21 protein-coding genes and 1 tRNA gene are annotated in these 26453 nt (G+C 45.4%); 10 read left to right on the forward strand and 12 right to left on the reverse strand.

Annotation, left to right across the window (positions count from 1 at the left end):
* Nucleotides 1–10: 10 nt before the first annotated feature.
* Nucleotides 11–2299 carry a hypothetical protein gene (locus tag HGH90_RS21840; protein WP_169191881.1) on the reverse strand — a complete coding sequence of 763 codons (2289 nt, stop codon included), beginning with the start codon at nt 2297–2299 and terminating at the stop codon, nt 11–13.
* 129 nt (nt 2300–2428) lie between these two features.
* On the opposite strand from HGH90_RS21840, the gene HGH90_RS21845 reads away from it, so the two are divergent.
* Complete coding sequence (locus HGH90_RS21845; protein ID WP_169191882.1) at nt 2429–3817, forward strand: S41 family peptidase; 1389 nt, start codon at nt 2429–2431, stop codon at nt 3815–3817.
* Between the two features lie 151 nt (nt 3818–3968).
* Here HGH90_RS21845 and HGH90_RS21850 read toward each other — a convergent pair whose 3' ends face one another.
* Nucleotides 3969–4370, reverse strand: coding sequence for a response regulator (locus HGH90_RS21850; protein ID WP_168767070.1), 402 nt, complete (start codon nt 4368–4370; stop codon nt 3969–3971).
* Nucleotides 4371–4525: 155 nt separating this feature from the next.
* Between HGH90_RS21850 and HGH90_RS21855 the strand changes: the two genes are divergently transcribed.
* From HGH90_RS21855 to HGH90_RS21875, 5 genes are read left to right on the forward strand one after another with little or no spacing between them, the layout of a single operon-like run.
* On the forward strand, nt 4526–8536 hold the full coding sequence (locus HGH90_RS21855; protein WP_169191883.1) for a response regulator: 4011 nt from the start codon (nt 4526–4528) through the stop codon (nt 8534–8536).
* A gap of 6 nt (nt 8537–8542) precedes the next feature.
* Entirely contained in the window at nt 8543–8917 is a 375-nt protein-coding gene (locus HGH90_RS21860) for a response regulator (protein WP_169191884.1), read from the forward strand.
* 3 nt (nt 8918–8920) lie between these two features.
* Complete coding sequence (locus tag HGH90_RS21865) at nt 8921–9748, forward strand: CheR family methyltransferase (protein ID WP_168767073.1); 828 nt, start codon at nt 8921–8923, stop codon at nt 9746–9748.
* Nucleotides 9749–9766: 18 nt separating this feature from the next.
* Nucleotides 9767–10339 carry a chemotaxis protein CheB gene (locus HGH90_RS21870; protein WP_168767074.1) on the forward strand — a complete coding sequence of 191 codons (573 nt, stop codon included), beginning with the start codon at nt 9767–9769 and terminating at the stop codon, nt 10337–10339.
* Between the two features lie 21 nt (nt 10340–10360).
* Entirely contained in the window at nt 10361–11632 is a 1272-nt protein-coding gene (locus tag HGH90_RS21875; RefSeq protein ID WP_168767075.1) for a response regulator, read from the forward strand.
* A gap of 37 nt (nt 11633–11669) precedes the next feature.
* On the opposite strand, the gene HGH90_RS21880 is transcribed toward HGH90_RS21875, so the two are convergent.
* The 6 genes from HGH90_RS21880 to HGH90_RS21905 all read right to left on the reverse strand — a co-directional run bounded on the left by HGH90_RS21880 (nt 11670) and on the right by HGH90_RS21905 (nt 17360).
* Nucleotides 11670–11742: transfer RNA gene (locus HGH90_RS21880), tRNA-Ala, on the reverse strand.
* Between the two features lie 61 nt (nt 11743–11803).
* Nucleotides 11804–12223, reverse strand: a complete 420-nt coding sequence (locus HGH90_RS21885; protein ID WP_168767076.1) for a two-component system response regulator — start codon at nt 12221–12223, stop codon at nt 11804–11806.
* Nucleotides 12207–13304: a sensor histidine kinase gene (locus tag HGH90_RS21890; protein WP_168767077.1), complete on the reverse strand. Its 1098-nt coding sequence runs from the start codon at nt 13302–13304 to the stop codon at nt 12207–12209. Before HGH90_RS21890 ends, HGH90_RS21885 begins: the two co-directional genes overlap by 17 nt.
* Before the next feature lie 14 nt (nt 13305–13318).
* Nucleotides 13319–15472, reverse strand: a complete 2154-nt coding sequence (locus tag HGH90_RS21895; protein ID WP_168767078.1) for a 7TM diverse intracellular signaling domain-containing protein — start codon at nt 15470–15472, stop codon at nt 13319–13321.
* Nucleotides 15473–15528: 56 nt separating this feature from the next.
* On the reverse strand, nt 15529–16179 hold the full coding sequence (locus HGH90_RS21900) for a hypothetical protein (RefSeq protein ID WP_246121026.1): 651 nt from the start codon (nt 16177–16179) through the stop codon (nt 15529–15531).
* Between the two features lie 86 nt (nt 16180–16265).
* Nucleotides 16266–17360 (reverse strand): ThiF family adenylyltransferase, encoded by a 1095-nt coding sequence (locus tag HGH90_RS21905; protein ID WP_168767079.1) that lies wholly within the window; start codon nt 17358–17360, stop codon nt 16266–16268.
* A gap of 454 nt (nt 17361–17814) precedes the next feature.
* Between HGH90_RS21905 and HGH90_RS21910 the strand changes: the two genes are divergently transcribed.
* On the forward strand, nt 17815–18543 hold the full coding sequence (locus HGH90_RS21910) for a superoxide dismutase (protein ID WP_168767080.1): 729 nt from the start codon (nt 17815–17817) through the stop codon (nt 18541–18543).
* Between the two features lie 69 nt (nt 18544–18612).
* Here HGH90_RS21910 and HGH90_RS21915 read toward each other — a convergent pair whose 3' ends face one another.
* The 3 genes from HGH90_RS21915 to HGH90_RS21925 all read right to left on the reverse strand — a co-directional run bounded on the left by HGH90_RS21915 (nt 18613) and on the right by HGH90_RS21925 (nt 22462).
* Nucleotides 18613–20232 (reverse strand): ArnT family glycosyltransferase, encoded by a 1620-nt coding sequence (locus HGH90_RS21915; RefSeq protein ID WP_169191885.1) that lies wholly within the window; start codon nt 20230–20232, stop codon nt 18613–18615.
* Nucleotides 20233–20314: 82 nt separating this feature from the next.
* Nucleotides 20315–20989 (reverse strand): phosphatase PAP2 family protein, encoded by a 675-nt coding sequence (locus HGH90_RS21920; protein ID WP_168767082.1) that lies wholly within the window; start codon nt 20987–20989, stop codon nt 20315–20317.
* 33 nt (nt 20990–21022) lie between these two features.
* Nucleotides 21023–22462 carry an LptF/LptG family permease gene (locus HGH90_RS21925; protein WP_168767083.1) on the reverse strand — a complete coding sequence of 480 codons (1440 nt, stop codon included), beginning with the start codon at nt 22460–22462 and terminating at the stop codon, nt 21023–21025.
* 131 nt (nt 22463–22593) lie between these two features.
* Here HGH90_RS21925 and HGH90_RS21930 point away from each other — a divergent pair, with 131 nt between their 5' ends.
* Entirely contained in the window at nt 22594–23211 is a 618-nt protein-coding gene (locus HGH90_RS21930; RefSeq protein ID WP_168767084.1) for a hypothetical protein, read from the forward strand.
* On the opposite strand, the gene HGH90_RS21935 is transcribed toward HGH90_RS21930, so the two are convergent.
* Entirely contained in the window at nt 23208–23588 is a 381-nt protein-coding gene (locus HGH90_RS21935; protein ID WP_145660380.1) for an START-like domain-containing protein, read from the reverse strand. The genes HGH90_RS21930 and HGH90_RS21935 overlap by 4 nt on opposite strands.
* Before the next feature lie 363 nt (nt 23589–23951).
* Between HGH90_RS21935 and HGH90_RS21940 the strand changes: the two genes are divergently transcribed.
* A complete protein-coding gene (locus HGH90_RS21940) occupies nt 23952–24818 on the forward strand; it encodes an RNA polymerase sigma factor RpoD/SigA (RefSeq protein ID WP_089758842.1) in 867 nt (288 codons plus the stop codon).
* Between the two features lie 219 nt (nt 24819–25037).
* A complete protein-coding gene (gene ffh / locus HGH90_RS21945; RefSeq protein ID WP_168767085.1) occupies nt 25038–26363 on the forward strand; it encodes a signal recognition particle protein in 1326 nt (441 codons plus the stop codon).
* Nucleotides 26364–26453: the final 90 nt, after the last annotated feature.

The following is a 26453-nucleotide window of genomic DNA, read 5'->3' on the forward strand; positions in this document are numbered from 1 at the left end:
CTTTACATAACTATTTCTTTTTCCTGAAGAAAGAAAATAATCCTCCGCCTTTGAGTTGCTTCTTTTTTTCTACTGCCGGCTGATATCCCGGATCATTCGCCACAATCAGGTCGATTAGTTTTTTACAGGATGAAAGATCTTCCTTCCCTTCAAAAGCCAGTGCCATAGTATACCGTATGGCAGAAGCTTCTGCGTCCCAGGCCCAGTTGTTGCCCGCATATATATTTACACACTGTATACCATAGGACAGGCATTGGTCATACTCCTGCTCTCCCAGGTAAGCTTCAGCCATAAAAGCGTATACCCCGAACCTGTAGTTAGGTGAATTGTCCGCAGCGTCGCCACTGGCCATTATTTCCAGCGTTTGCTGCATGTCGGCAATGGCTGCTTTATATCGTTTCAGTTTCAGCGCTGCCTTCCCCCGGAAATAATAAATTTTCATTTGGGAGATGACCGGCAATTGCGGTATGCCGCCAATGGAGATACGATTGTTGATAGCACCGATGCAATGTTCATACTGCCCATTATCAAAATAAAGATACATCAGGTTGAAGTAAGCATCGCTGTCATCCGGCTTGTCGGTTAAATGGCTTTCCAATGCCAGTATACGTTCCGACAAATCATTGTCGCTGTTGCTTCTGATAAATGCCCTGCCGGTTTTAATGCGGTCGATATTGTACGTGATGGTGTCGCGGTCGTATACTTCCAGTTCTTCCATATCGCGGACAATCCATTCATTGTATTCGCTCAATATTTTTTCATACAGGTCCAGTGCTTCTGCATGCCGCTCCAGGGTGCAGAGGTCGTCTATCATGCGTTCATGAATGGATACATAGTACATCAGGGGTAATACATCGGTATGATTCTCTAATATATTTCTCCTGTCAGCAATGGCTTCGGCCAATTTGCCCATGTTGTGATATGCGTCAGCCCTGGATTCCAGCTGCTCCCAGAAAGGCGACATATTATAGCCAATGGTGTGTACGTGTGCAGCTTCCACAAAAATACCGGCTTCATATAAGGCGATGCCGTAGTTGTTACAGCACATGGCGAAATGATGTGGATGCCCGGCGTAGGAATTGCCTTTATTTTCATACCAGTAGGCGTGATAAAGATCAAAAGCTTTCTTGTATAAAAAGCGTTTAAGCGGCGTAGCAGCCTGCTTCAACAGCGGATCGTTTTCCAGCTGTATAATCTCTGTGAAGATAACGCCTGCGGCATACCAGTCGTACGGTATGGGGTGATCAATATCCGGCCATGTTGCCGGGAAATGCCCGGTCACCTTGTATGTCGTATAATACCATCTTACAATACTGAACGGATAGGGTTTGATGGCCATCGATTTTTCGTACCAGGGAAAGGCTTCCTGGTAGCTGCCGATGTTGAAAAACGCTGTAGCGGTATAGTGATAAAAGTAAGCTTCATCGGGATATTGTGACACGAAGTTTTTACCTGCTAATATCTGCTCCAGCGTGCCTTCATCATCATCTTCTCCATAGAACTCATGCCAGAACTCTGTAGTTCCTTTACAATATTCACGGGCCAGCATGGCGTGTCTGACGCCTTCCGTGAGTAATTGCTGTATATGTTTGAGGAGGCGCAGCATTTCTTCCCGGGAATTTTCGCCGGTAGAAATCAGGATCTGCAGCATATTTGCGGCAAAATCATAGTCAGCCATTTCAAGGGCAAACCAGACGGTCGACATCAGCCGGTTGTTATACACGGTGCAATCGAAGGCCTGCTTATAATATTCCAGTGCAGCGGGCCGGTTTTCGGTATGGTAGTAAACATCTCCGATGCGGGTATAGCACTGGAAGCGGGCTACACTGAGCTGGGGGAGGTCGTCGGCATAGAGCGATTCATATATCTGGAGACTGCGTTGCATGTCTGCCAGCGCTTTTTCCGTTTCTTCTTTGAGTACCCATATCTGGAAACGGTAAAGCAGGGCTTTGGTGGTAATGTCTTCATCGCCGCCAGCGATGAGCACATCACAGTCGCTAATCGCTTCATCGCCTTTTTCGGTCATGATATTGGCGCCGAGGTAGGCGCGGTGCAGCCTTGCCTGCGCGTGGGTGGTGTCGATGGTCAATACCTGGGTGAACGCATCGTAAGCCGCTTCATACATAGCGAATACCAGGTCAGCGTTGTCGGTGGCCCTGGCGTTTTCCAGCTGGGACAATCCCAGCAAGTGCCATCCCCTGGCTTCCTTGGGGTAATCCTGTAAATATATTTCCAGTTTTGTTATCGCTTCGGTATATGCCTGTTCGTTGTACAGCCTTTCCAGTTCGTCTAATTGCATACGCGGTTAATTAGGACGTGTAATTTATTAATATTGACGCAGGATGATAAATAAATTCTGATAGTTCCGTCCGAATATATATATTTAAAGACCATTTATTATCAGCCAAAAACATTCAAACCCTTTGCTATGAAAGCAATAGCTGTATTGGTATTACTATTATGTAATGCCCGTTTATACGCACAGGAATGTGATTGTAAAAAGAAATTTGACAGCGTACACATCTATCTCAGGAAAAACTATGTAGGATTTATTGACAAGGTAACACCGGTTACCCAGCAAACGTATTCGACGTTGGTGACCAGGCTGCAATTGCAGGCAGCAACGATCCGGGGCGCCAGCCATTGTATGTTGCTGATCAACAGGTATCTGCGGTTTTTCAGGGATCAGCACCTGGCGCTGGAACCGGAATACACGCCGGTTATCGAAAAGATTACCTTGTCGCCCGCTCAGCTGGCGTTACTTGAAAAGCCGGCAGCCGGCCCGGTGATGGGCATTTACGAGTCTGATAGTATGGGTAAAATGGCGCTGGTGAAAAGCCCACACGGATTGCGGCAATATGCTGCAGTAGTATTGCAATCGCCCCTTCCGGAATGGAGCCCGGGCGACGTCGTATTTGAACTGGCCGCCATCGCGCCCGATAAATACGACCTGGTTAACTACAACCATCAGCGGGTGACGTTAGACACGGTAACCATCAATAAGCAAAGAAACGGCCTGGAAGGGCTGGGCTGGCAAAAGGAAGGCGCTGGTCATCGTCAGCCATCCCGGGAAATGCCGGCATTCACCGATATGCCGGCTGCCACTACCTTCTTTCGCCAGGTCGACGACAGCACCGGTTACCTGCGCATCGGTGGGTTTACAGCTGCTGATTTTCCCATAACTGACTCCGTACTGAACGCCAATGATGAATACCTCCGTAAAAATCCCCGCCTGATCATCGATATACGGGATAACGGGGCAGGAACGGATAAGCTCACCGAACGATTACGCCCCTTGTTGTATACACAGCCGGTACGTATTGTGGGAGCCGATTTCCTGGCAACAACAGACAATATTGCCGCCTGGAGCCGCATCCTGGATCAGCAAAGTGGTCAGATGCCGGATGAATACCTTGAGCAAACCCGGAAAGCAATTCACCAGGGTGATGGTCTCCAGGGGAGGCTGGTCAGCATGGGGCCGGATGAGAACATGATTTTACCGGCGCCTTTACCCGCACCCGCTAAGGTGGCGGTAGTTGTAAATAATAAATGCAGTAATGCCGCAGAGCAATTCCTGCTGGAAGCAGTACAGAGCGGAAAAGTAAAGGTATACGGCACACCTACTGCAGGAGCGCTGGATTATTCCAATGTAAATGAGGTGAAATTTACTGCACCGGCATGTATTATTCGCTACCCGGTCACCCGGTCGAGGAGAGTGGCAGCAGGCCAAGGGATTGATAACAAAGGCATTCAGCCTTCCATGAAGTTGAATTTCTTTGCGCCCGGATGGTTGGAAGAAGTAGTCAAACAATTTTAATGCAGGAGTTATTAAGAACCGGTTAACACTTACGGGCGCTTAATTGCTCACCTTTACCCTACAAAGCATATGCTTATGCATATATGAGGGTTTAAAAAATAGTAACAATGGTAGAAAAGCTGCCTCACAATTCCTTGTGAGGCTCTTTGTTTTAGAACAGCTGCTGCTGCAATATCCTGGAAAGCGTATGGGTAAGTTCGTGCAGGCTATTGGGCTTGGTAAGAAAATAGGAAGCCCCCAGCTGCCGGGTTTCTTTTTTATCGGAATCATGAGAAGAGGTGGTATAGATGATCACTGGTATATGCTTCAAATGATCGAGTTGCCGGATCTCCGCTAAAAACTGCTTACCATTTATTCTGGGCATGTTCAGGTCCAGGAATATCAGGTCGGGGGTGAAATCATGGCTTAGCTTCATCAGTGCATCTTCACCATTGATAGCTTCGTGGTAATTGATATCCGGTGCCAGCTCTTTTAATACTTCACCAAATATCATCCTGTCATCTATATCATCATCTATTAAAAGTACTGAGGTATATTTACTACGGTCGGGCATATCATTTTTCGAATAGGGACAAATCTATGGGATTTTGTTGTTATTTTATTATCATTTCCTGCAGATAACACCGTTATTTGGAATGAATTGTGTAGAAACCCGGCAAGGGCGGCCATATTTAAATTAAGACCCGTTCATTAAACAAGCTCAGGCAGATGAAGAAATTTTTTATGCAACTTCCGCTACCGAGGAAGCTGATGTTAATAGCTGTTATACCACTGATATGCCTCATCTATTTCGGAACAGAGGTATTCAACAAGCAAAGCGCAGATATTGACACGATCGACAACCTGGTACAAAAGGTAAACACGGCTGCAGTGATCATGAAAGTAGCCGACGAAATACACCTGGAGCGGAGAAGCAGCGTAAACTATGTATTACAAACAGGCAGCCTGAATGATTTACTGACACAACGGGCCAAAACCGACCTGGCCATTGAAGCCGTAAAAAGCAGGTTGCTGGCCAGCGACAGCCATTTTTTTCAGTACTCCTTACTGAACACTTTAGCTCGTAAACGCCAGGAAATTGACCATAAAAATATGCCCCAGCGGGAAGTTCTTGATTATTATTCCAATCTCATTTTCCGGTTGGACGATCTTGCCAATATCAATACTCCCGATATCCCGGTACTGAAAGGGTTACAGCGCGATATGAATGCGCAATCACTCCTGGCCGGCATGGCTGCCTACCAGGGCATGTTGCGCATGGATATCTACTATTTTATGCGGAAGAAAGAAGTATGGCCGGACGACTTTGCCCGCATCGAAAACAACAACGACATGTACAATGCCCTGCGTACGGAGTTGCTGGAACGAGCTTCGCCTGCTACGGCTAAGAGTTTCCTGCAAATGGAACAATCAAACGAGTCAACTATCACTAACGATTTTATCAGGAATGCGGTCACTACCCGCAGCATCGATACGCTTTTTAATGCTGATTCCTGGTGGGATAATTCTTCACAGGCCGTTGACCAGCTGAAGCAGCTGCAGCACAATATCATGGATAAAGTGAGCAAGGATGCGAAGGCCATTTCGAAAAAAGAAAATGACCTGAAAACCCGCTACCTCGTGGCACTAGTGCTCATTGTAGTGCTGGTAATCGCGTTTGTAAGCTTCACCATCAAAGGTATTACCGATAGCCTCGATTTACTGCGCATAGCGGCGGTAAATATTGCCCGCGGTATTCCCGGCTCGGCGCCGGAAATAGCTACCAAAGACGCAGTGGGCAGCCTGGCCCGGTCTTTTCAAACAATTGATCAAACCAGCCAGGTGCTGGCCGATGCCGCCGATCAGATTGGAAAAGGAAATTTTAACATTGACGTACAACCCCGCAGTAAAGACGATTTACTGGGACATGCCATCGTTCAAATGGCAGCCGACCTCAAAGTGTTTCGGAGTAAAGGGGAACAAACCATCTGGATACAATCAGGGCTTAATCAAATCAGTGAAACCCTCCTGGGAGAAAAAGACTTGTCCGCACTCAGCAACGACGCACTCACAGATATAATACAATATACCGGTGCACAAACAGGCGTATTGTATATCCGTCAGGCAGGGGAACTGCATTTTTCTGCAGGGTATGCGTTATCACCGGAACACCCCGCACCCGCCACTATTAAAGTAGGTAAAACGTTGCTCGGACAACAGGTATTGCGAAAAGAACCACTGTACCTGCAGGAAGCTCCAGACAGCTTCCTGTATATTACCACCGGTACCGGCGCCGCCACTCCCGGACATGTACTCATCATTCCATTGATGCATGCAGGCATTACAGAAGGTGTAATGGAAATAGGCTCCCTGTATCCTTTTAACAGCAGCGTGATCGATTTTGTGAAACAAGCGGCTACCAATATCGCTGTTGCCATACAGAGTACCCGTAGTCGTACCCGCCTGCAGGAGCTGCTGGAAGAAACCCAGGCGCAGGCCGAAGAACTGCAAACCCAGCATGGGGAACTGGAGAGTATGAATGTGGAGCTGGAAGCACAAACGCAAAAGCTGCAAGTATCTGAAGAAGAATTAAAAGTGCAGCAGGAAGAACTGATGCAATCCAACGCAGAGCTGGAAGAAAGAAGCCGCCTGCTGGAAGAGAAGAACCAGATCATCGTCGAACGCAACCTCGATATACATAAAAAAGCAGAAGAGCTGGCGCTCAGTACCCGCTACAAATCAGAGTTCCTGGCTAATATGTCGCATGAGCTCCGTACACCGCTGAACTCCATCTTACTGTTGTCAAGGCTCCTGTCGGAAAATCATGATCATAACCTCAACGGCGACCAGGTGGAGTATGCACAGGTCATTAACAGCTCTGGTAAAGGATTGCTGACATTGATCGATGAAATACTGGATTTATCGAAGATAGAATCCGGGAAGATGGAGCTGGAATTGGGAGAAGTAGCTGTTGCCAGCGTTTGTTCCAATATGCAGGCATTGTTTGAACCTATTGCCAAAGAAAAAGGATTGCTGCTGGTAGTGGAAACAGCGGCACATGCGCCGGCTTATATAGAAACAGACCAGGTAAGACTGGAGCAGGTGATAAAGAACCTGTTATCCAATGCCCTGAAATTTACGGCCAAGGGTACGGTGACATTGGCCGTAAGCTCCGGTGAAATGCCGGATACTATTCGTTTTGCGGTGAAAGATACCGGGATTGGTATCCCGGAAGACAAGCAGCAGGTTATTTTTGAAGCATTCCAGCAGGCAGATGGGTCTACCCGGCGGAAGTACGGCGGGACCGGCCTGGGGCTCTCTATCAGCCGAGAGTTGGCGAAATTATTAGGAGGCCAGCTAAGCGTAACCAGTAAGAGCAATGAGGGGAGCGAATTTGTAATGACGATTCCTGTAAAGCCGAAGGCCGCGGAATCCGGCGATTCTTATGAGGCTCCGGCTGCGGCGAAAGAACAGGAAGTACCAACGATTGGCAGATCGCATTTCCTGTCGCCGGTGATACCGGAAGGCGTTTTTGATGACCGCGGGCTGATAGAGAAAAATGATGCAGTAATCCTGATCGTGGAAGACGATACGCATTTTGCCAAGGCACTGTTGGATTTCACGCACGTCAGGGGATATAAAGGCATTGTAAGTGTACGGGGAGATGAGGCCGCGGAGCTGGCGCGTATCTACAAGCCTATCGGCATTTTGCTTGATATTCAGTTGCCCGTTAAGGACGGCTGGCAGGTAATGGAAGAATTAAAAAATGATCCGCGTACAAGACCTATCCCGGTGCATATCATGTCTTCCATGGAAGCCAAAAAGGAAAGCCTGATGAAAGGCGCGGTAGACTTTATCAGCAAGCCGATAGACCCGGAGAGCATGCAGTCGATCTTTGAAAAGATGGAATTTGTTTTACAACGTTCTGCCAAGAAAGTGCTGATCCTGGAAGAGAATGCCAAGCACGCCAAAGCACTGGCTTACTTCCTGGGCAGTTACCAGGTAAATTCTGAAATCAGTAATAACGTGGAGGATGGCGTTACCTTACTGCAGCAGAAAGATGTAGACTGTGTGATCCTGGACATGGGCATCCCTGATGAAAAAGCTTATGCAGCACTGGAAATGGTGAAGGAAATAAAAGGGCTGGAGCAGTTGCCCATCATCATTTTTACAGGTAAAAGCCTGTCAAAATCTGAGGAACAGCGTATCCGGCAATATGCAGATTCCATTGTGGTAAAAACAGCGCATTCTTACCAGCGTATGCTGGATGAAGTATCGCTGTTCCTGCACCTGGTATCTGAAAACGCGCCGGTACCGGTCGGTGGAAATGGAAAGATGGGCACGCTGAATGAAGTACTGAAAGACAAAACCGTGTTAATAGCGGATGACGACGTCCGCAACATCTTTTCTTTAACCAAGGCTTTGGAAACGCACCAGATGAAAGTATTGTCGGCTATCGATGGCAAAGAGGCATTAGAGCAGCTGAAAAATCATCCGGTGGATATTGTGCTGATGGATATGATGATGCCGGAAATGGATGGATACGACGCTATTGCAGCCATCCGTAAGCAGCCGGGGTTGCGGAACCTGCCGATTATTGCCGTTACTGCCAAAGCTATGATGGGCGACCGTGAGAAATGCCTGCAAGCTGGAGCTTCAGATTATATTTCCAAGCCAGTAGATGTCGACCAGTTATTGTCGCTGTTACGGGTATGGCTATACGATAAAGCGATGAAATAAATTGTTATGGGCAAGAAGCAAGTATTGATCGTAGATGATGATACACGGAATATTTTTGCATTAACGGCGGTATTGAAATCCAGGTCTATTCGCTGTTTATCTGCCGGCAGCTGCGCAGAAGCGTTGCATCTGCTAACAGGAGATCACGACATTGGGGTGGTACTCATGGATATCATGATGCCGGAAATAGATGGATATGAAACAATGGCAGCTATTCGTGCGCTCCCCGGAAATCAGCAATTGCCGGTGATTGCGGTAACCGCCAATGCCATGGTAGGCGACCGGGAGAAATGCCTGGAAGCGGGGGCGGATGATTATATTTCAAAACCCATTGATGTAGACAAATTACTCTTACAATTACAACAATATTTATCTGTATAAGGCGTGAGCAAGAACCCGATAAGCGAGCAGGAAGTAAATATATTACTCAACGATGTGTGGGAACGGTATGGTTATGACTTTACGGAATATGCGCCTGCTTCGATTAACCGGCGCGTGAATCACCTGTTCCAGGTGGACCGTTTCCCCAGTTTCGCGGAGTACCGCTACCGTATTATTTCTGATCCGGAGTATGCCATGCGTTTTGTGGAAGAAATTACGGTGAATGTAACGGAGATGTTCCGTGATCCTTCTTTTTACCAGGCGTTGCGTACACATGTTTTGCCGGTATTGGCCACTTATCCGTCTGTCAGGATATGGCATGCAGGCTGTTCTACGGGAGAAGAGGTATATTCTGTTGCCATTTTGCTGAAGGAAGCAGGGTTGTTGCAAAAATCTGTTATCTATGCCACCGATATCAATGTGAGCGTATTGGAGAAGGGAAGGAAAGGAATGTTCCGCCTGTCCCAGATGCAGCAATATTCCCGTAATTATATGGAAGCAGGAGGAAGAGAAGATTTCTCCTCCTACTATACGGCCAATTATGAATACGCCAAGTTCAGGGGGGAGCTGGGAGATAAGATTATTTTCTCACCGCATAACCTGGTAACAGATGGTTCTTTCAATGAATTCCAGTTGATCATTTGCAGAAATGTGTTGATCTACTTTAATAAAAAGCTACAGGACAGAGTACTCACCTTATTCAGCGATAGCCTGGAACAGCTGGGCTTCCTGGCCTTAGGGAGTAAAGAAACACTGAGTTTTACCAGTGTAACCCGTAAGTTCAGACAATTAGATAACAAGGAGAAGATCTGGCGGAAAATGCAGTTGTAATAATGAAACAATGACTTTATGACTACGGCTCCGTATTTAATAGTAATAGGCGGCTCTGCCGGCGGGCTACAGCCTGTGTTGCACTTATTGCCTGCGTTAAACACTTTGATTAATGCGGCCATTGTCATTGTTTTACACCGGCCCAGCCATTACGAATCGCAATTGACCGGCTTGTTATCGGCAAGGTCTGTATTGCCGGTAAAAGAGGCGCCGGAGAAGGAGCCATTGTTACCGGGCGTTGTTTACATTGCCCCGGCCGACTATCATTTACTGATAGAAAAGGATCACACTTTATCTCTGGATGCTTCGGAGAAAGTGAATTTTAGCCGGCCCAGTATTGATGTCACATTTTCTTCCGCTGCATTAGCCTACCGCAATAATATGGCGGCCATCCTACTATCTGGCGCTAATGATGATGGAATAGAGGGGTTGATAGACGTGCATGAAGCGGGGGGGACAACGGCTGTACAAGACCCTGCCACGGCGGAAGTAGACTATATGCCACGTCATGCAATGGAGCAGGCGCCTGTAGATATTGTATTACAGCCATCCGAGATGGCGGCGTTTATAAACGAGATGGGTGGGATATGATTTATGTAAAATGAATGCGGTATGATTTTAATAGTAGATGACAAGCCGGAGAATATTTTATCGATCCGGAAAACGTTGGAACAGTACCAGTTTGAGGTAGACACCGCCTTATCAGGCGAGGAAGCACTCCGGAAAATATTGAAGCAAAACTATACGCTCATTATTCTTGATGTGCAGATGCCCAGCATGGATGGATTTGAAGTAGCAGAAGCGCTGTCGGGTTACAGTAAAGCGAAAGATATTCCCATCATATTTTTATCAGCTGTGAATAAGGATAAAAGATTTATCGTAAAAGGATACGACTCTGGCGGAATAGACTATATCACCAAACCTGTAGATCCGGATATCCTGTTGATGAAAGTAAAAACGTTTTCCCGGCTTTACCAGCAGTCGCAGGAATTAAAGCAAATGCACCAGTCGCTCAAAGAGGAAGTGGAAGTACGCAAGCTGGCACAGGAAGCGCTGATTGCGCATCAGCAGCAGGTAAACGACATGTTGGAGCAAAAGGTAAGAGAACGGACCGAAGAGCTGAGGGAAATTAATAAATCGCTGGAGGCCAGCAACCATGATCTTCAGCAGTTTGCCTCCGTGGCTTCCCACGACCTGAAAGAGCCATTGCGTAAAATTCAGCTGTTTGGAGCTATTCTGAGGGATAAATTTTTACAGATGAATCCCAGCGCCCTGTCGTATATGGAGCGGATTGTAAGCTCCTCTGAACGCATGGCAAGGCTTATCAACGACTTGTTGAACTATTCCCGCCTTTCGGTAGATAGTATATACGAACTCACGGATTTTAATGTCATTATCGATGAAATTTTAAGTGACCTGGAGTTAATGATACTGGAGCGGGGCGCAGTGATTGCTGTAGAAAAAATGCCCCAGATTGAAGCGGTGCCTGGTCAGGTGAGGCAGGTTTTCCAGAACATCATCAGCAACGCTTTGAAATTTTCCCGGAAAGACGTGGCTCCCCGAGTGGAGATTACCGCTGAAACAGTAACAGATTTGAATCCCGACAGTGCCGCCTTTTCCGGCGGGCAATACTGCCGCATTGTAATCCGGGACAACGGTATTGGCTTTAACGAAAAATATCTCTCTAAAATATTTACCATATTTCAGCGGTTACATACCGCAGAAGTATATGAGGGAACAGGGATTGGGCTGGCCATAGCCAAAAAAGTAATCGATAAGCATGGAGGTATTATTACTGCCAGGAGCCGGGAAGCAGAAGGGGCTACCTTTATAATTGTATTGCCGCTCCGGCAGGGAAAGTATCCGCAAGCAGATAGTATATAAAACAGAAAACCCGCGCTGGGCGCGGGTTTCAAAAAAGTGGAGGATATCGGACTCGAACCGATCACCTCAAACATGCCATGCTTGCGCTCTACCAGATGAGCTAATCCCCCTCATTTCAATTTCCCCTTTCGGGAGTGCAAAAATATATCTTTTCCTGAAAACACCAACTTTTTATATAAAATCTTTAAAAATTCCTTCCACCGCTTCTTTCAGATCCTTTAAAAGTAAGGGTTTGCGAAGTAGTTTAACGACCATCGGGTTGGCGTTGGTGCGGGTAATATCGCCATAATCCAGGGAAGAAGACACCATAATGATGTGGCATTGGGACTTGATCTTTTGTGGATAGGCATCAAATGCCTGCAAAAATTCGAAGCCATCCATTTCCGGCATCTGTATGTCCAGGAGTATAACAGTAGGAGGGATTTTAGGTAAGGTAATATTGGAGGACAGGAACTCCAACGCCTTGTTGGCGTTAGCAAATGATAGTACCGTTCTGCTGATTTGTTGAATTCCGATCAACTTTTCATGCAGTAACAAATCAATCTCATTGTCATCAATTAATATGACACGCAGGTCAGGTATCGAATTCATTTCTGTTGGGGATGGTAATTTCAAATTGGGTGCCTTCGCCATACTTTGACTCTACATTAATAGTGCCGCCGATCTTACTCAGTGCCTCTTTCACAATGTACAAGCCAATACCACTGCCCGGTTTATTGTTGTTTTTGGATCGGAAGAACATCTTGAAGATATTATTCAAATGCTCGCTCAAAATACCAATACCATTGTCCCGAATGCAAATAGTAGCCTTATGTGGTTCTACTTTTACGGCCAGGTTTACCATAGGGTTAGCTTCCTCCGGCTTTTGGTACTTAACAGCATTTGATATGAGATTGTTCAATATAACACTGATCCTGAACGTATCTCCCCGGAAATCTACCGCCTGGTCTACCTGGGTTTGAAAAAGTATCTGGGTATTCTGCGGTTTAAATGCAGTGATGCAGTCAGACAGCAAACTGCTGAAGTCAATTTTTTCATATTCTACTTCCAGCCGTGAATTCCGGTAGTATTCAATAATCTTTTGAATAAAATCATCCAGCTTCAATACACAGCTTTCGACCATATTTATATAGCCATTAGGATCGACTACTGAATTATCCAGCCGTGAGAGATTAATAATTCCCAGTACAGACATCAGGGGAGAACGCAGGTCATGAGAGGTAGAATAAATAAACCGGTTCAACTCATCATTGGTTTTTTCCAGCTCTTCAATTTTCTCCCTGAGTTGTTTACGTGTCCGGTATATTTCGTAAGCGTTATTGATGGTTCTGTGCAGTTCATGCTCATCCCACGGCTTCTTGATATAGGAGTAGATGTGTCCTTTGTTGATGGCATCTATAATATCTTCTACGTCCGTATAACCCGTGAGCAAAATACGCATGGGGTCGGGGAGAACTTCTTTGATTTCGTTGAAAAATTCCACCCCGGTGGTAACAGGCATTTTCTGGTCTGCGATAATAATATGCACCATGATCTCTTTCAGCAGCAGTTTTCCTTCCTGTGCCGAAGAAGCCGTATAAATTTCATAACTTCTGCGAAAGCCTGCTTTGAACGCATTCAGGTTATGAATTTCATCATCGATGTATAATATTCTAATACGGTTTTCTTTCATTGAAAGATCTTAGGTTACGATAAATGGTTTGTTATATCGAGTGGTAAATATATAATAAATTCTGCTCCCTCTCCGGGGGCAGAATTCACGATAATTTTTCCCTTATGCTTTTCTATAATGCTGAATACAATAGATAAGCCGAGGCCGGTACCTTCTCCCACATCCTTGGTAGTAAAGAAAGGGTCGAATATCTTTTCGCGTACGCTTTCCGACATGCCAATACCTGTGTCTTTGATGGTGATGATCACAAACTCGCGCTCCAGGGCCGTTTTGATGGTAATAGACTCGTTGTGATGTTCTTTCTTGGATTTAATGGCGTTCAGTGCATTCGAGAAAATGTTCATGAATACCTGGTTGATCTTGCCGGCATAACATTCAATCTTGGGCAGGTTGCCATACTCTTTTACAATACTCACATAAGATGGGATGGCATTGCGAAGTAGCACCAGCGTAGAATCCAGGCCCTCGTGGATATCGATGGATTTTACATCGCTTTCATCGAGGCGGCTGAAGGTGCGTAATCCTTTTACGATTTCAGCGGTCCGGGTGGCGCCATCTTCAATACCCTTTATCAACGATGTAATTTCTTCGTGTATATAATCGATATCGATTTCTTTTTTGAATGATTCTATTTCTGCCAGTACCTTAGGAATATCAGGGGTACTGTCGTTCAATGAACCATATCGCTCCAGCAATTCCTTCAGGTCGGCAATATCCAGTTTCAGTGGTTTGATATTGGAGGTCACGAAATTGATCGGGTTATTGATTTCGTGCGCAATACCGGCCGTGAGCTGACCCAGCGATGCCATTTTTTCCTTTTCTACCAATTGGGTTTGGGCGTCTTTCAGGTTGGTTAATGCAGTATTCAGCTCCAGGTTGGTTGCTTGCAGGTCTTCCGTCCTGTCTCTTACCTTGGTTTCCAGGATAATATTTTGTTCTCTTACCAATCGCTCGTTTTCCTGTGAAATGGCCAGTGCCATTTGTTGAGACGCTTCTTTTTCTGCCTTGAAAACGTTGATCTTATGCGCCAGTGCGAAAGACAGTAACAGTACTTCCAGGGCGGATCCTATCTGCAGGGCATAATAGGTAAAGTTATTGTAAGGAAGTACGTTAAAGTTACGCAGTACAAAAATCACCACGCTGGCCAGGAATATGGACCATGCCAGCAGGAAGAACCTGGCTGCAGGTACTCCCCTGGAGCTGATGCGAAGTGCCACAATGAAAGCCATCACTGAAGCCAGGAAGGCATCCAGCTGGACCAGGATTTGTGCATAGTCATACATCCCCAGGAAGGTGGGTATAAATACCACCATGTACATCACCAGGATGATATTAAGTATTTTGTTACCTATCGGGAAATTTTCTTTGGTAGATAAAAACTGCTGGATAAACGTGACGGCAGCCAACCCGTTGAGTACTGGTACCAGCGCCGTGGCGTGTATTGCCAGCCAGGGACTGTTGGGATACAGGAAGCGAAAGGAATATCCCTGCAGGGTAACCTGGGTAAGGGCTGTAAAGACGATATAACTCACGTAAATCAGGTAGCTATTGTCCCGGGTAGATACATATATAAAGAGGTTATAGAAGATCATTGCCAAAGCAACGCCCACATATATACCAAATATCAGCTCCCGCTTATTGTTTTTTTCAGCTATTGTATTGGGCGCGCCCAGGTAAATAGGAAGTTGTAGCTGTTCCCCCGCTTTCACCTTCAGGTAATACTGCCGGGTTTCGTTAACGGGTATGTTTACACGAAACTGGTAGTTCTGGTGATCATAACCCCGGTCTTTATACCGGGTAAACTCTCCCAGCCGGGTACTTTTCACCTGCCCATCTGGCAATATTTCGAAGAGCGTAATATCATCTATGATGGGATATTCTACTTCCAGCATCAGTTGGCTGGTGCTGGATTCATTGTGGATCGAAAACCTGGCCCATTGGGTATAAGGCGTAATCTGCAGGTTGGGCACTTCCTGCCCCGAGGCTTTGAAAGCCTGTTGCCGGGCTTGTTCAATGGTAAGAGAATTGCCTTTATCCGTATAAAGTTCAAGGTGCCCGCCTATCTGCAGCAGATCCTTTGAATTCTTAAATACAACAGGTTGTGCTGTTATATGTAACAGGAAGGATAAGGTAAATATAGACCACAAAATAACAAGCTTGGACAACATCAATGCTGAGATTAAATAAGGCTTGAATTTATGTTATTTTTTAATAATCATTTTAATCAGGGAGTTGAATGAACAGGAGAGGGGATTTTAAGGCTATAATTTACATCATAACTCCCCTTAGGTCCTACTTCTATTTTAGTCTGCATGGGATTTTCCCGCAGGTCTGAAATGAGCAGCTTTTCTTTAGGATCAGCGTGTGGCAGGCTGAAGGGATCGGTAATTACCATAGCGGTTGCCAGGAAGTCGTCTTTAGGATAGAAAAAAGTACCGTTATTTCCCAGCGATTCATCGATAATAAATCCTACACGTTTACCTACCCGTGCCGTAATCGGAGCACACAAAACGTGGTAGGTGTCGATCGGCAATTGGGCACCAAGTACTACGCCTACCCTGGCCAGTACCTGGCTACCTATTCCCATTCCTGCTACTTCTTTGGAATTCCACATACCACAGATTTCTGCACTGCCTTTTTTTATGTAAGAATATATCCTTGGATCATATTTGCCGATAGCTGTTTCAATCGGGAGCGGTAACTTGCCATCGGCTACCTGTACGCGCGCGCCTCCATATGTCTTGGTACGGGTTTCGTCCTCAACAATGATCACTATCGTGTTTTCGTGTTGCATCCAATCAGCGCTGCCGGATGTTACCTGGGCTATACCAAAATAAATTTCCAACAGCTTGAGATGCCCTGTATAAAACCTCATACAGGCCTCAGGATCATCCGGAGCCCTAAATACCCTTACATTAATCATGACATTGCGGAATAGCGCTTATACAAGGCGTAAGTACGTTAAACAATCAACTGCTCAAAATCTACATAATACCTGCCTGAATTTTTAAACTGATCCAGGGCTATACGACGACATGTGTCGGCCACCAGTGCGCCTCCCAATACCACCGATGAAGCCAGTTGAGGCCAGGTGGTAATGGTTTTTCCAATTTCTCCCAACGAAAATTTCATCCTGGCAGAAGCATTTTCCAATGCCAGCATAGGACTGAAGATAGGTAGCTTTTCTGCGTCGGTCAGCCCCCGAAGCGTTGGAATGTCCACTTCAGGAATCAGACCATGCATTAGCGGCCTGTCTGGTTCCAGGTCAAAACGTTCAATATCTATCATCCCACGATCATTCATTTCCATCACCACAGGGATTTTAAGCTCCTTTGCCTTTATTCTGCTCAATATCTTAATGTCTACGCCATCACACTCTTCTATAAAAATGTCGAGTACGCCGCCTTCGGTGAAGAAATCGTCCATGTTAGCCTCTGTCATGCCGTCTTCGTAGATCTTTACCTTTATGAATGGATCCAGTTCTGCAATCTCCCGTGCCGCAATTACTACTTTGGGCACCTGGAGATTGTGTACGCCACAACGAATCCGGTTCATATTAGTCAGCTCCAGCCTGTCGAAATCTGCCAGTCGTAATTCTCCGCATAAACGTTCCATCACCAGGGTTAATGCGATCGATTGCCCTACCGATAAACCTACTATGCCTATTTTCTTTTTAGACAACACGGCAATCTCTGCTGCGGTGATTTTATGCTGGTTCCTACTGGTACGTAATTCAATAAAATCTGCTTCGTTTACCAGGTGAACCACCTGGTTATTCCAGGGATAATATACCCAAACGCCAAATTTTTCTATGTCCACCCCATCCAGGTAAGCCTGTATTTTTTCATCGTATTCAGCTGCTGTCAAGCGCTTAGTAGGATTCCTGATTTTCATCAGCTCCCTTAATTGTGAATAAATTTCGTCGTTGATGCGGATATACGGCCGGGATTTCAAAAGGGCCTCAAAGGTATGAAGGTCTTGTGCATTCTTCAAATCATAAAAAACAGGCTGGTAGTCTTTGCTTTCATCCTGTTGCCTGAGATAGTCTTGTATCATGTTTCCTGCTTTTGCAAAATGGTGCCTGACCTGATCGCACTGTATGTTCCTGTATGATCGCCGTGACAAGCAAGGTTCTTTACTCTCGTAAATATGTTGCTTTTATATTATAAATTTATTATTATTATGTAGTCGGTTTGTTGGCTTTGGCGGGTTAATGAACAGGCGTTCTTAACTTACCTGCCAGGCCCGGGATAAATTGTCTGGCATTCAATAAATAACTACAATACAATCAATATTGTAATTATTGTATGAATGTAAGGTAAAATAGTAATTTAATATGAAAACTTGATAAAAGTTTTTGATTATTTTGATATTAAATTACTGTTTTTATACTTTTACCTTAGTTCTAATATTTCTTTTCGTCTCTTCCCACCACGGAGATATTGGTTTAATATTTGAGGCCCTTTGGCACCCAACTTCGTATACAATAATTATATTTAAAAAAATAAATATGGATAAGAGAGAATTTCTCAAGCTTACCAGCCTCGCAGGTGCCGCTATTTTAAGCAGACCATTAAGCAGCCTGGCTACTTCTTCTGTATCCGGACAGCCGGCATTAGCCGATCCTAAAGCCCCTTTTGTTCTGCCCGCACTGCCTTATGGCTACGATGCCCTGGAACCTTCCATCGATAAAATGACCATGGAAATCCACCACGACAAGCATCACGGGGCCTATGTAAAAAATTTGAACGAAGCCGTAAAAGGTTCTGCCTTTGAAGCCCTGACACTGGAACAAATACTCTACAAAGTTACCGACGCCGACAAAGCAGTACGCAACAACGGCGGTGGGCACTACAACCACTCCCTGTTCTGGACACTCCTGTCGCCCCAGAAACAAACACCGTCGGATAAACTGAAAGCGGCTATCAGCAAGGAATTTGGTAGCTGGGAAGCGTTCCAGACAAAATTCAATGATGCCGCTAAAACCGTTTTTGGCTCCGGCTGGGCATGGCTGGTAGTTACGCCTGAAAAGAAACTGGTGGTTACCAATACGCCCAACCAGGATAATCCCCTGATGCACAATATTGTGAAAGTAAAAGGTACTCCCATCCTCGGCCTCGACGTTTGGGAACATGCCTATTACCTGAAATATCACAACGTACGTCCGGATTATATCAACGCATTCTGGAACGTGGTTAACTGGAGTGAAGTAGAAAAACGCTATAACGCTGCCGTATAAACGCTTGTCTTATAAATGCAACAGCCCTCACATTGGAGGGCTGTTGCATTTATATTAAAATAGCTGTTATTATTTACGCTTTAGGAACACAAACCCATTTTTCTCCCCAATCACCTCCAGGTTGGGATGGTGCCGGTAAGGCTCACTGTCTGTAACTCGACAAATAAAATAAGCCGGTTTATCGATCTGTCCATTCAGCAGCCAATTTTCGTTGTAATAGTTTTTATTGCTATGCGGTTGCTCCCGGGTATAATAATGCTGGGCATAACTGTGATACCCCAACGCTTTTACATATACATCTTTGCCCTGTAAGGAAATAAAATAATCAATAGCTGCCCGCTGGGAATAGGCCTCTATTTTGGGAACAAAATGCAATACCGATATCTGGATAACGACAATAGAGCTGATAAAGAGGCAGAGCAACCCATTGGTTACCTTACGGCGCATCAGCAAGCTTCCGCTGATAATCACCAGGATAATATAACTGATGCCGTACGCCATTTCTGCGGGCGACCAGGAAACCGCAGCCTGGAGGTTCCCGGCCGCAAATTTATCTACATAAGGTATCAACATATCTTTGTATATCCCTACCAGTGGTAATATGGCAATTGCCAGTCCCAGTACAATTCCCACAAACAATAGCAGCGCGATATTCCAGCCGCGTAATTGCAGTTTGCCTTCAGCAAGTTTGTATACCTGCCAGGCGGCGAGGAACGACAGCGGGAAATAACACAGGGAAGAGTAATGGACAATCTTTGTTTTAACAATAGAAAACAGGATCAGTGCTACCCAGAACATTACCCACATCCATACTTTGAAATCCTTTATTTCAGTGGCAGCAGAGGTCGTATATATTGTTTTTTTTCTTTTCCGGAGATAGGTGAACAAGAAGGTGCTGGCCGGAAAACACCCAATCAGCAGCACGACCCAATGATAAAAGAAGGGGCCGCCGTGCCCGGCATCTTCTGTAGTCAATAGCCGGATCTGGTACGCTACAAACTCATTCACAAACCACCACCCATGTGCAATAATTTCATAGCCAAACCACAGCAGGGTGGTGATGCTGGCAAACAAGGCAATTAAACCCAGGTGCGCAAAGCGGATACTTATTTTTCCTTTGTTCCAGATCCAGTATACCAACAGGGTTAGTAAAGCCACCAATATGGCCACAGGGCCTTTGGTGAGTACTGCCAAGCCCAGGAAAAGTCCGCTGAAAATAGCCATACGGGCCGGCTTAGGATGATAACCTATCCTGTAGGCAAAATAAATGGCGAGGAAAATAAAAAAATTGAAAGTAGGATCGATGATACCTGATTTAAAGTAAAAGTGGGGTAGCCAGGAGCCGGCGTACACCAACGCCCACCAGAAGCCCAGCCGGTCGTCTGCGAGCTTTTTACCAATCGCAAATAGCGTTACCAATGTAGCAATTCCCACGATGGCATTGGGAAAGCGGGCTGCGAAGTCGTTTATACCAAACAGCATCATGCTGCCGGCCTGCATCCATATAAATAAAGGTGGTTTTTCCCAAAAGGGTCGGAAGTCGATTTGTACCTGGCTGAAATGATGGCTGACAATCATTTCCCGGGCTGCCTCTGCAAAGTTGATTTCGTCCCAGTCAAACAAATGTACAGCACCCAGGAAGGGGATGAATAATAAAGCAGCCACTAAAGCAATCAGCAGGTATTTCATGACAGATTTTAAAAAAAAGCTGGACTACACATACTCCTGGGGGGATGTGTAGTCCTTTTGACAGTTAATATTTAAATATTGTTTAAGTAGTTGTATTCGCTTGTAATAGCGCTTCTGCGCAAACTTCCGGGGAGGAGGTGGTATGTCTGAATTTAAAGAACCCATATACAATCACTGTACTTAACGTACCTACTATGCTGCCTGCATAAACATCGGCAAAAAAGTGCTGTGCCAGGTAAATGCGGGAATAGGCAGCACAAATCCCCATTATAAAGAACAGTAATCCGGCTTTTTTATTGTTCCAGATCAGGGCAAGAAAACTAAACATGCCAAAAGCAGCAGCGGAATGGCCTGAAGGAAAGCTGCAACTGCTGTGTACACTTACCCATTTTACGGTGTGTACCAGGGTGGCCGTTTCATCGCCAAAGTAGCTGATAGGTCTTGGTGCATTAAAATAATGCTTGGCTACCTGTACAATCAGGGTTACCAGCAGGAGGACGGCCAATCCAATAAAGAATAGCCTGAAGCGCTGAGTGACCAGCATCAGGAATAATAGAATGCCAAACATAATACCATCGCCCAGGTAAGTAAGCCCGGTTACGAGCACGTCGGCCCAGTCAGAGTGCTCTCCGTTAATACCCAGGAACAATTCCCGCTGGCTATATGTTGCCAGCATCACACCTCCTACAATCAACCATAGTAGGAAGGGCAGAAAGAAGTATATGTTCTTCCTGAACAGTGTAATCAGCGTTTTCAATTCTGTAGGTTTTAAACTTGTAGGTTGTCTTTATTAAATCGCTTTAAGAACTTTCTTCTTTTTAAATTTCTCCAGCAATTTTTTCACATTCTGGATAACGCGAAAATAGTATTCTTTATTAAAAAGCTGCGAATCATTCATGGCCTTAACAATTAGAAAACCTGCAATAGGCAGGAGTACAATGTTGGATAGCCACATGCCCGACCAGGTATACATCACGCCGCTTCTGGCCATTTTTTCCCCGATCATGAAGAACACGTTAAAGATCACGAAAAAAATGACGGCAAATACCAGTGGGGTACCTAGTCCGCCTTTCCGGATAATAGACCCCAGGGGAGCGCCGATCAGGAACATCACTACACAGGCGGCGGCCAGGGTAAACTTACGTTGCCACTCAACCTTGTGCATGAGTATCAGGTTATGTTTGTCTTCATATTCCAGGGTAGGCTGATCCAGCGAACTCTGCGTTTCCCGTACGGTTTGTTCCGCACGTTCCAGCACATTGCGCATACTCTTTTGGGGTACGATGGCTGCAAACTCTTTTTCTTTCAAAGGGGGCGCACTGGTAGCCCAGGCACTATCTTTCCATTTGAAGAAAGGATAACGTACGGTTACATACGAATTTACGGTTTTACTGAATTGTTTCTCTGCTTTCTGCATAGAATCTATTGCCATATCCAGCTGTCGCACATTCAGCATTTGCTGGTTGGAAGCAAAAAGGTCCATGTTTAGGCGGTTGAATGCAAAGGAACTAAGGTCAAATGCCTTGGTATATCTTTTAAACCCTTGCCTGATCATATCGCCGGGAACGGTATAACCGCGGTTGCCCCTTTCTTCATATCTCCAGCCATTTTCCAGGATAAAGTAGAGAAAGCGTTTATTAGCGGTAAGTACCATCTGACCTTTGTCGGCCAGGATCATAGCATTATTGTTCTGGTGATCGATGATCATCACCTGGTGGATGGTCTGGTTATCTTTATCTTTCTGGGCTACCTTGATCGTATAATCTGGTATATCTTTAAAGAAAACGCCCGATTTAATATTAAACGCCGGTTTAGCGTAAGTGATATCGTATAGTAAGGATTTGGCCTGAAGATTGGCTACCGGGATCACATAATTGGCGAATAAAAACGCCAGGATTGCGATAAAGCTGCACACGATGAGCAGGGGACGGATAAAGCGCAACAGCGAAATACCGGACGACTTCAGCGCTACCAATTCAAAGCTTTCCCCCAGGTTTCCGAAGGTCATGATAGAAGACAGGAGTACTGCCAGTGGAAGGGCCAGGGTAACCAGCGTAGCACTGGTATAGGCAATCAATTGTACAATCACCATGGTATCCAGGCCTTTACCAACCAGATCGTCTACATATTTCCATAGGAACTGCATTACCAGTACGAATAGGGTGACGAAAAAAGTGGCAATAAAAGGACCCAGAAAAGTTCTTATAATGAGTTTGTCGAGTTTTTTCACTGATAATGCAATATTAAAAAAATGGAATCCTGATATTTGTATGATTAGTACCAGGATGCTACTAAACAGTAAAGTTAGCACGATTTCCTAAAGGAGTGGTCAGGAGGACCTGAAAATACCGTTAAAATTATATGGAAAATTCAGATTTAACGCCCGAAGAAGCGGCTATTGTCAGTAGTACGCATTTTATCCGCCTGAAAAACAGTGCAATAGAGAAAGTGGTGGGATTAATGGGACGTGTGCAGGAAGCGCTGGCAGCATATGACCGGGATACGGATTTTCCGTTTGCGTCTGAGTGGTTGTTACAGGGAGGAAAGATTTCGAAAGGGGAGCAATATAAAGGCCTGCCCTGGGTGATGCTGGATTATCCAAGGTATTTCAATAAGGAGGAGATATTTGCCTTCCGGACCATGTTCTGGTGGGGACATTACTTTAGTGCTACCCTGCACCTGGGGGGCAAAGTAAAAGCACGTTTCCATACCGTATTGGAAGAAGGCTATGCAGCGCTGACACAAGCTGGTTTCCAGGTATACCTGCCGGAGGATCCCTGGGAGCATGATTTCGAAAATGGAAATTACCGTTTCATAGATACGTATAGTTTAGATGAGTGGAAGACGCTGGTTAGCCGCAATCATTTCATTAAGTTGGCTAAACCCTTCGTGATCGGTCATTGGGGCGAAATAATAACTGAGGTGGTAGAGGCATACGCTACGCTACTCAATATTATGAACGGGAAGAGGGGAGCTTAGCTGCCGATGCGGTGGAAAAGATCTTTCACCTGGTATTCCCATAACTGACTTTGGTCCTTCACCTCTTTCTTCTCTGCGAAATCTTTTACTACCAGGATAGTTTCATTCGTTACTTCAGAAATTTGTATACGGAACTCAAAATATTCATCTTTGGGAGCATGCGTCCAATGCAGCCGGATAAACTCATCTTCTTCCTGTTCGATTACTTCGGCTTCTTCCGCGGTGCCATTCCATGAAAAGGAAAAGACATTGTCCCTGAAGTCAACCCTATCTGCGAACCACTCCTGTAAGCCAGCGGGTGTAGATAAGAATTCATACAGGATACCCGGGGAGCATCTAACCGGAAATTCTAGTTCATAAAGCACTTTCTTGGACATCTCTCAAATAATTAGTAAATCAATATCATCCAGTTGCAATTATAGAAAATATTTTACTCTGTCAAAATAATTTACGGTTTTTTTTTATAGCGTACACAAAAACTTTACACACCTTAATAAAAGTATACATATATCTATTTTAATAAATATTAAAATTCCGTATATAATTGACTTTATGCTACCGCCCCTATAGTGGCGAATTTCCGCGACAATTGCAAGCACTTAATGATCAATCGATTTTATTTGGAAATGATTTAAGAACAAGAGATTTTTTTTGGTGGCTTTCTAAAAAAAGTTATTTTTGTCAGGCATTCATCAAATCTTAACTTTTTATTAACCTGTAACTGTTCCGACTTTATGTCAATGCGCCAACTTAAAATCACTAAATCCATTACCAACAGGGAATCTCAGTCCCTGGAGAAGTACTTGCAGGAGATTGGGAAAGTGGATTTAATTACGCCGGAAGAAGAGGTAAACCTGGCTATCCGGATCAAGCAGGGCGATCAGAGAGCATTGGAGAAGCTTACCAAAGCCAACCTTCGCTTTGTGGTATCCGTTGCGAAACAGTACCAGAACCAGGGCCTGTCGCTCAGTGACCTGATCAACGAGGGGAACCTCGGGTTAATTAAAGCTGCTCAACGTTTTGATGAAACGCGCGGTTTTAAATTCATTTCCTACGCCGTATGGTGGATTCGTCAATCTATTCTCCAGGCACTGGCAGAGCAATCCAGGATTGTTCGCCTGCCACTCAACAAAGTGGGCCTGAGCAATAAGATCAGCAAAGCGTATTCCCAGCTGGAACAGGAATATGAAAGAGAACCATCTCCTGACGAACTGGCCACCATCCTGGAAATTAATACTGACGAAGTAGAAGCTACCCTCGGAGTGGCTGCCCGTCACGTTTCCATGGATGCACCATTTATCGACGGGGAAGACAATTCCCTGCTGGATGTGCTGGAAAACCCGAACGCAGTTAGCGCCGACGAGGAACTGGACCACCACGACTCGCTCCGCCGCGAAATTGAGCGTTCCCTCTCCACGTTAACCGATCGCCAGAAAGACGTGATCATGCTGTACTTCGGCATCGCCGTAGAACATCCCATGTCACTCGAAGATATCGGCGAGAAGTTTGGACTGACCCGCGAACGTGTTCGCCAGATTAAGGATAAAGCTATTACCAAGTTAAGAACCACGTCCAGAAGCAAGTTGCTCCGCAACTACCTGGGATAGGCAGCTCTTCTGCCACGAAAAAGACGCTATTTAGTTGATTGTATAAGATTTTAGCTAGCGAAGATGATGACGGGAGTCCGCCATCGTCTTCGCTGTTTTATTTACAAAGAACAACCAGGTAAATCCCTTCTTCCCCGCTTCGCATCTTTGCGGCCCTGTTCCTTTTCGGGAAATAACCCAAAAAAAATATACTTTTGCAATCCGTTTAAAATACCAACAATGTTTGAATCATTATCAGAGAGACTCGATTCCGCGTTTAAACAGCTTAAAGGAGAAGGCCGGATTTCCGAAATAAATATCGCTTCTACCGTTAAAGAGATCCGTCGTGCATTGGTGGATGCGGATGTGAACTATAAAATTGCCAAGGAATTTACTGATAAAGTAAAAGATACCGCTTTGGGAGAGAAGGTGTTAACTTCCATTTCTCCCGGACAGCTGATGGTAAAGATTGTGAAGGACGAACTGGTGACCCTGATGGGGGGCACTGAAGCTGACTTCGATATCAAAAGCAATCCTTCCATCGTACTGATAGCAGGTTTACAGGGTTCCGGTAAGACTACCTTCTCCGGGAAACTGGCCAGCTATCTTAAAACCAAGAAAAATAAAAAGCCCCTGCTGGTAGCGGCCGATATTTATCGCCCTGCGGCGATTGATCAGCTGAAGGTACTGGGAGAACAGATCGGGGTTGAGGTATTCAGCGAGCCGGAAAATAAAAATGCGGTGCAGATCGCGGAAAACGCCATTAAGCACGCAAAGTCCAATAACTTCAACGTTATCATCATAGATACTGCCGGCCGTTTGGCGGTGGACGAACAGATGATGACCGAAGTAGCCGCTGTAAAAGCCGCTGTGAAGCCAAACGAAATCCTGTTCGTTGTGGACTCCATGACTGGTCAGGATGCTGTAAATACCGCCAAAGCTTTCAACGATCGCCTCGACTTTACCGGGGTGGTACTGACCAAGCTTGATGGCGATACCCGTGGTGGTGCGGCCCTTACGATCAAATACACGGTAGAAAAGCCTATCAAGTTTGTAAGTATGGGTGAAAAGCTCGATACCCTCGATGTTTTCTACCCTGAGCGTATGGCGCAGCGTATCCTGGGCATGGGTGATATTACCACCCTCGTAGAACGCGCCCAGGCACAGTTCAACGAAGAACAGGCTAAAAAGCTGGAAAAGAAAATCCGCCAGAACCAGTTCGACTTCGACGATTTCAAGGAGCAGCTACAACAGATCAAGAAAATGGGTAACCTGAAAGACTTGATGGGCATGATTCCTGGTGTGGGTAAGGCAGTGAAGGACCTGGATATCAGCGACGATGCTTTTAAAGGCATTGAAGCCATGATCAACTCTATGACCAAAGCAGAGCGTGCTGATCCGGATATGATCGATGGAAGCCGCCGCAAACGCATCGCTAAAGGAGCCGGGAAAGACATCCAGGATGTCAATCAGTTCATGAAGCAGTTTGAGCAGATGCGCCAGATGATGAAGATGATGAATAAATTTGGCGGTGGCGGTAAGGGTTTGAAGGGAATGATGCGCTAGAAGATCAAAATGACATAAATTTTTTTTGCAAATATCAACTAACTGATTACATTTGCATCCCTAATTAAACAATATTTCCTAACTCGCAAA

The sequence above is a fragment of the Chitinophaga sp. Ak27 genome (assembly GCF_012726295.1).
In the GTDB taxonomy this organism is placed as follows: domain Bacteria; phylum Bacteroidota; class Bacteroidia; order Chitinophagales; family Chitinophagaceae; genus Chitinophaga.

What these genes read in the sequence shown, in the direction of transcription:
- HGH90_RS21900 (WP_246121026.1), bottom strand. Translation starts at nt 16,179, where the DNA reads ATGAGGTTTTATACAGGGCATCTCAAGCTGTTGGAAATTTATTTTGGT.
- HGH90_RS21845 (WP_169191882.1), top strand. Translation starts at nt 2,429, where the DNA reads ATGAAAGCAATAGCTGTATTGGTATTACTATTATGTAATGCCCGTTTA.
- HGH90_RS21910 (WP_168767080.1), top strand. Translation starts at nt 17,815, where the DNA reads ATGGATAAGAGAGAATTTCTCAAGCTTACCAGCCTCGCAGGTGCCGCT.
- HGH90_RS21930 (WP_168767084.1), top strand. Translation starts at nt 22,594, where the DNA reads ATGGAAAATTCAGATTTAACGCCCGAAGAAGCGGCTATTGTCAGTAGT.
- HGH90_RS21860 (WP_169191884.1), top strand. Translation starts at nt 8,543, where the DNA reads ATGGGCAAGAAGCAAGTATTGATCGTAGATGATGATACACGGAATATT.
- HGH90_RS21875 (WP_168767075.1), top strand. Translation starts at nt 10,361, where the DNA reads ATGATTTTAATAGTAGATGACAAGCCGGAGAATATTTTATCGATCCGG.
- HGH90_RS21855 (WP_169191883.1), top strand. Translation starts at nt 4,526, where the DNA reads ATGAAGAAATTTTTTATGCAACTTCCGCTACCGAGGAAGCTGATGTTA.
- ffh (WP_168767085.1), top strand. Translation starts at nt 25,038, where the DNA reads ATGTTTGAATCATTATCAGAGAGACTCGATTCCGCGTTTAAACAGCTT.
- HGH90_RS21890 (WP_168767077.1), bottom strand. Translation starts at nt 13,304, where the DNA reads ATGAAAGAAAACCGTATTAGAATATTATACATCGATGATGAAATTCAT.
- HGH90_RS21895 (WP_168767078.1), bottom strand. Translation starts at nt 15,472, where the DNA reads ATGTTGTCCAAGCTTGTTATTTTGTGGTCTATATTTACCTTATCCTTC.
- HGH90_RS21885 (WP_168767076.1), bottom strand. Translation starts at nt 12,223, where the DNA reads ATGAATTCGATACCTGACCTGCGTGTCATATTAATTGATGACAATGAG.
- HGH90_RS21940 (WP_089758842.1), top strand. Translation starts at nt 23,952, where the DNA reads ATGCGCCAACTTAAAATCACTAAATCCATTACCAACAGGGAATCTCAG.
- HGH90_RS21850 (WP_168767070.1), bottom strand. Translation starts at nt 4,370, where the DNA reads ATGCCCGACCGTAGTAAATATACCTCAGTACTTTTAATAGATGATGAT.
- HGH90_RS21915 (WP_169191885.1), bottom strand. Translation starts at nt 20,232, where the DNA reads ATGAAATACCTGCTGATTGCTTTAGTGGCTGCTTTATTATTCATCCCC.
- HGH90_RS21840 (WP_169191881.1), bottom strand. Translation starts at nt 2,299, where the DNA reads ATGCAATTAGACGAACTGGAAAGGCTGTACAACGAACAGGCATATACC.
- HGH90_RS21870 (WP_168767074.1), top strand. Translation starts at nt 9,767, where the DNA reads ATGACTACGGCTCCGTATTTAATAGTAATAGGCGGCTCTGCCGGCGGG.
- HGH90_RS21905 (WP_168767079.1), bottom strand. Translation starts at nt 17,360, where the DNA reads ATGATACAAGACTATCTCAGGCAACAGGATGAAAGCAAAGACTACCAG.
- HGH90_RS21935 (WP_145660380.1), bottom strand. Translation starts at nt 23,588, where the DNA reads ATGTCCAAGAAAGTGCTTTATGAACTAGAATTTCCGGTTAGATGCTCC.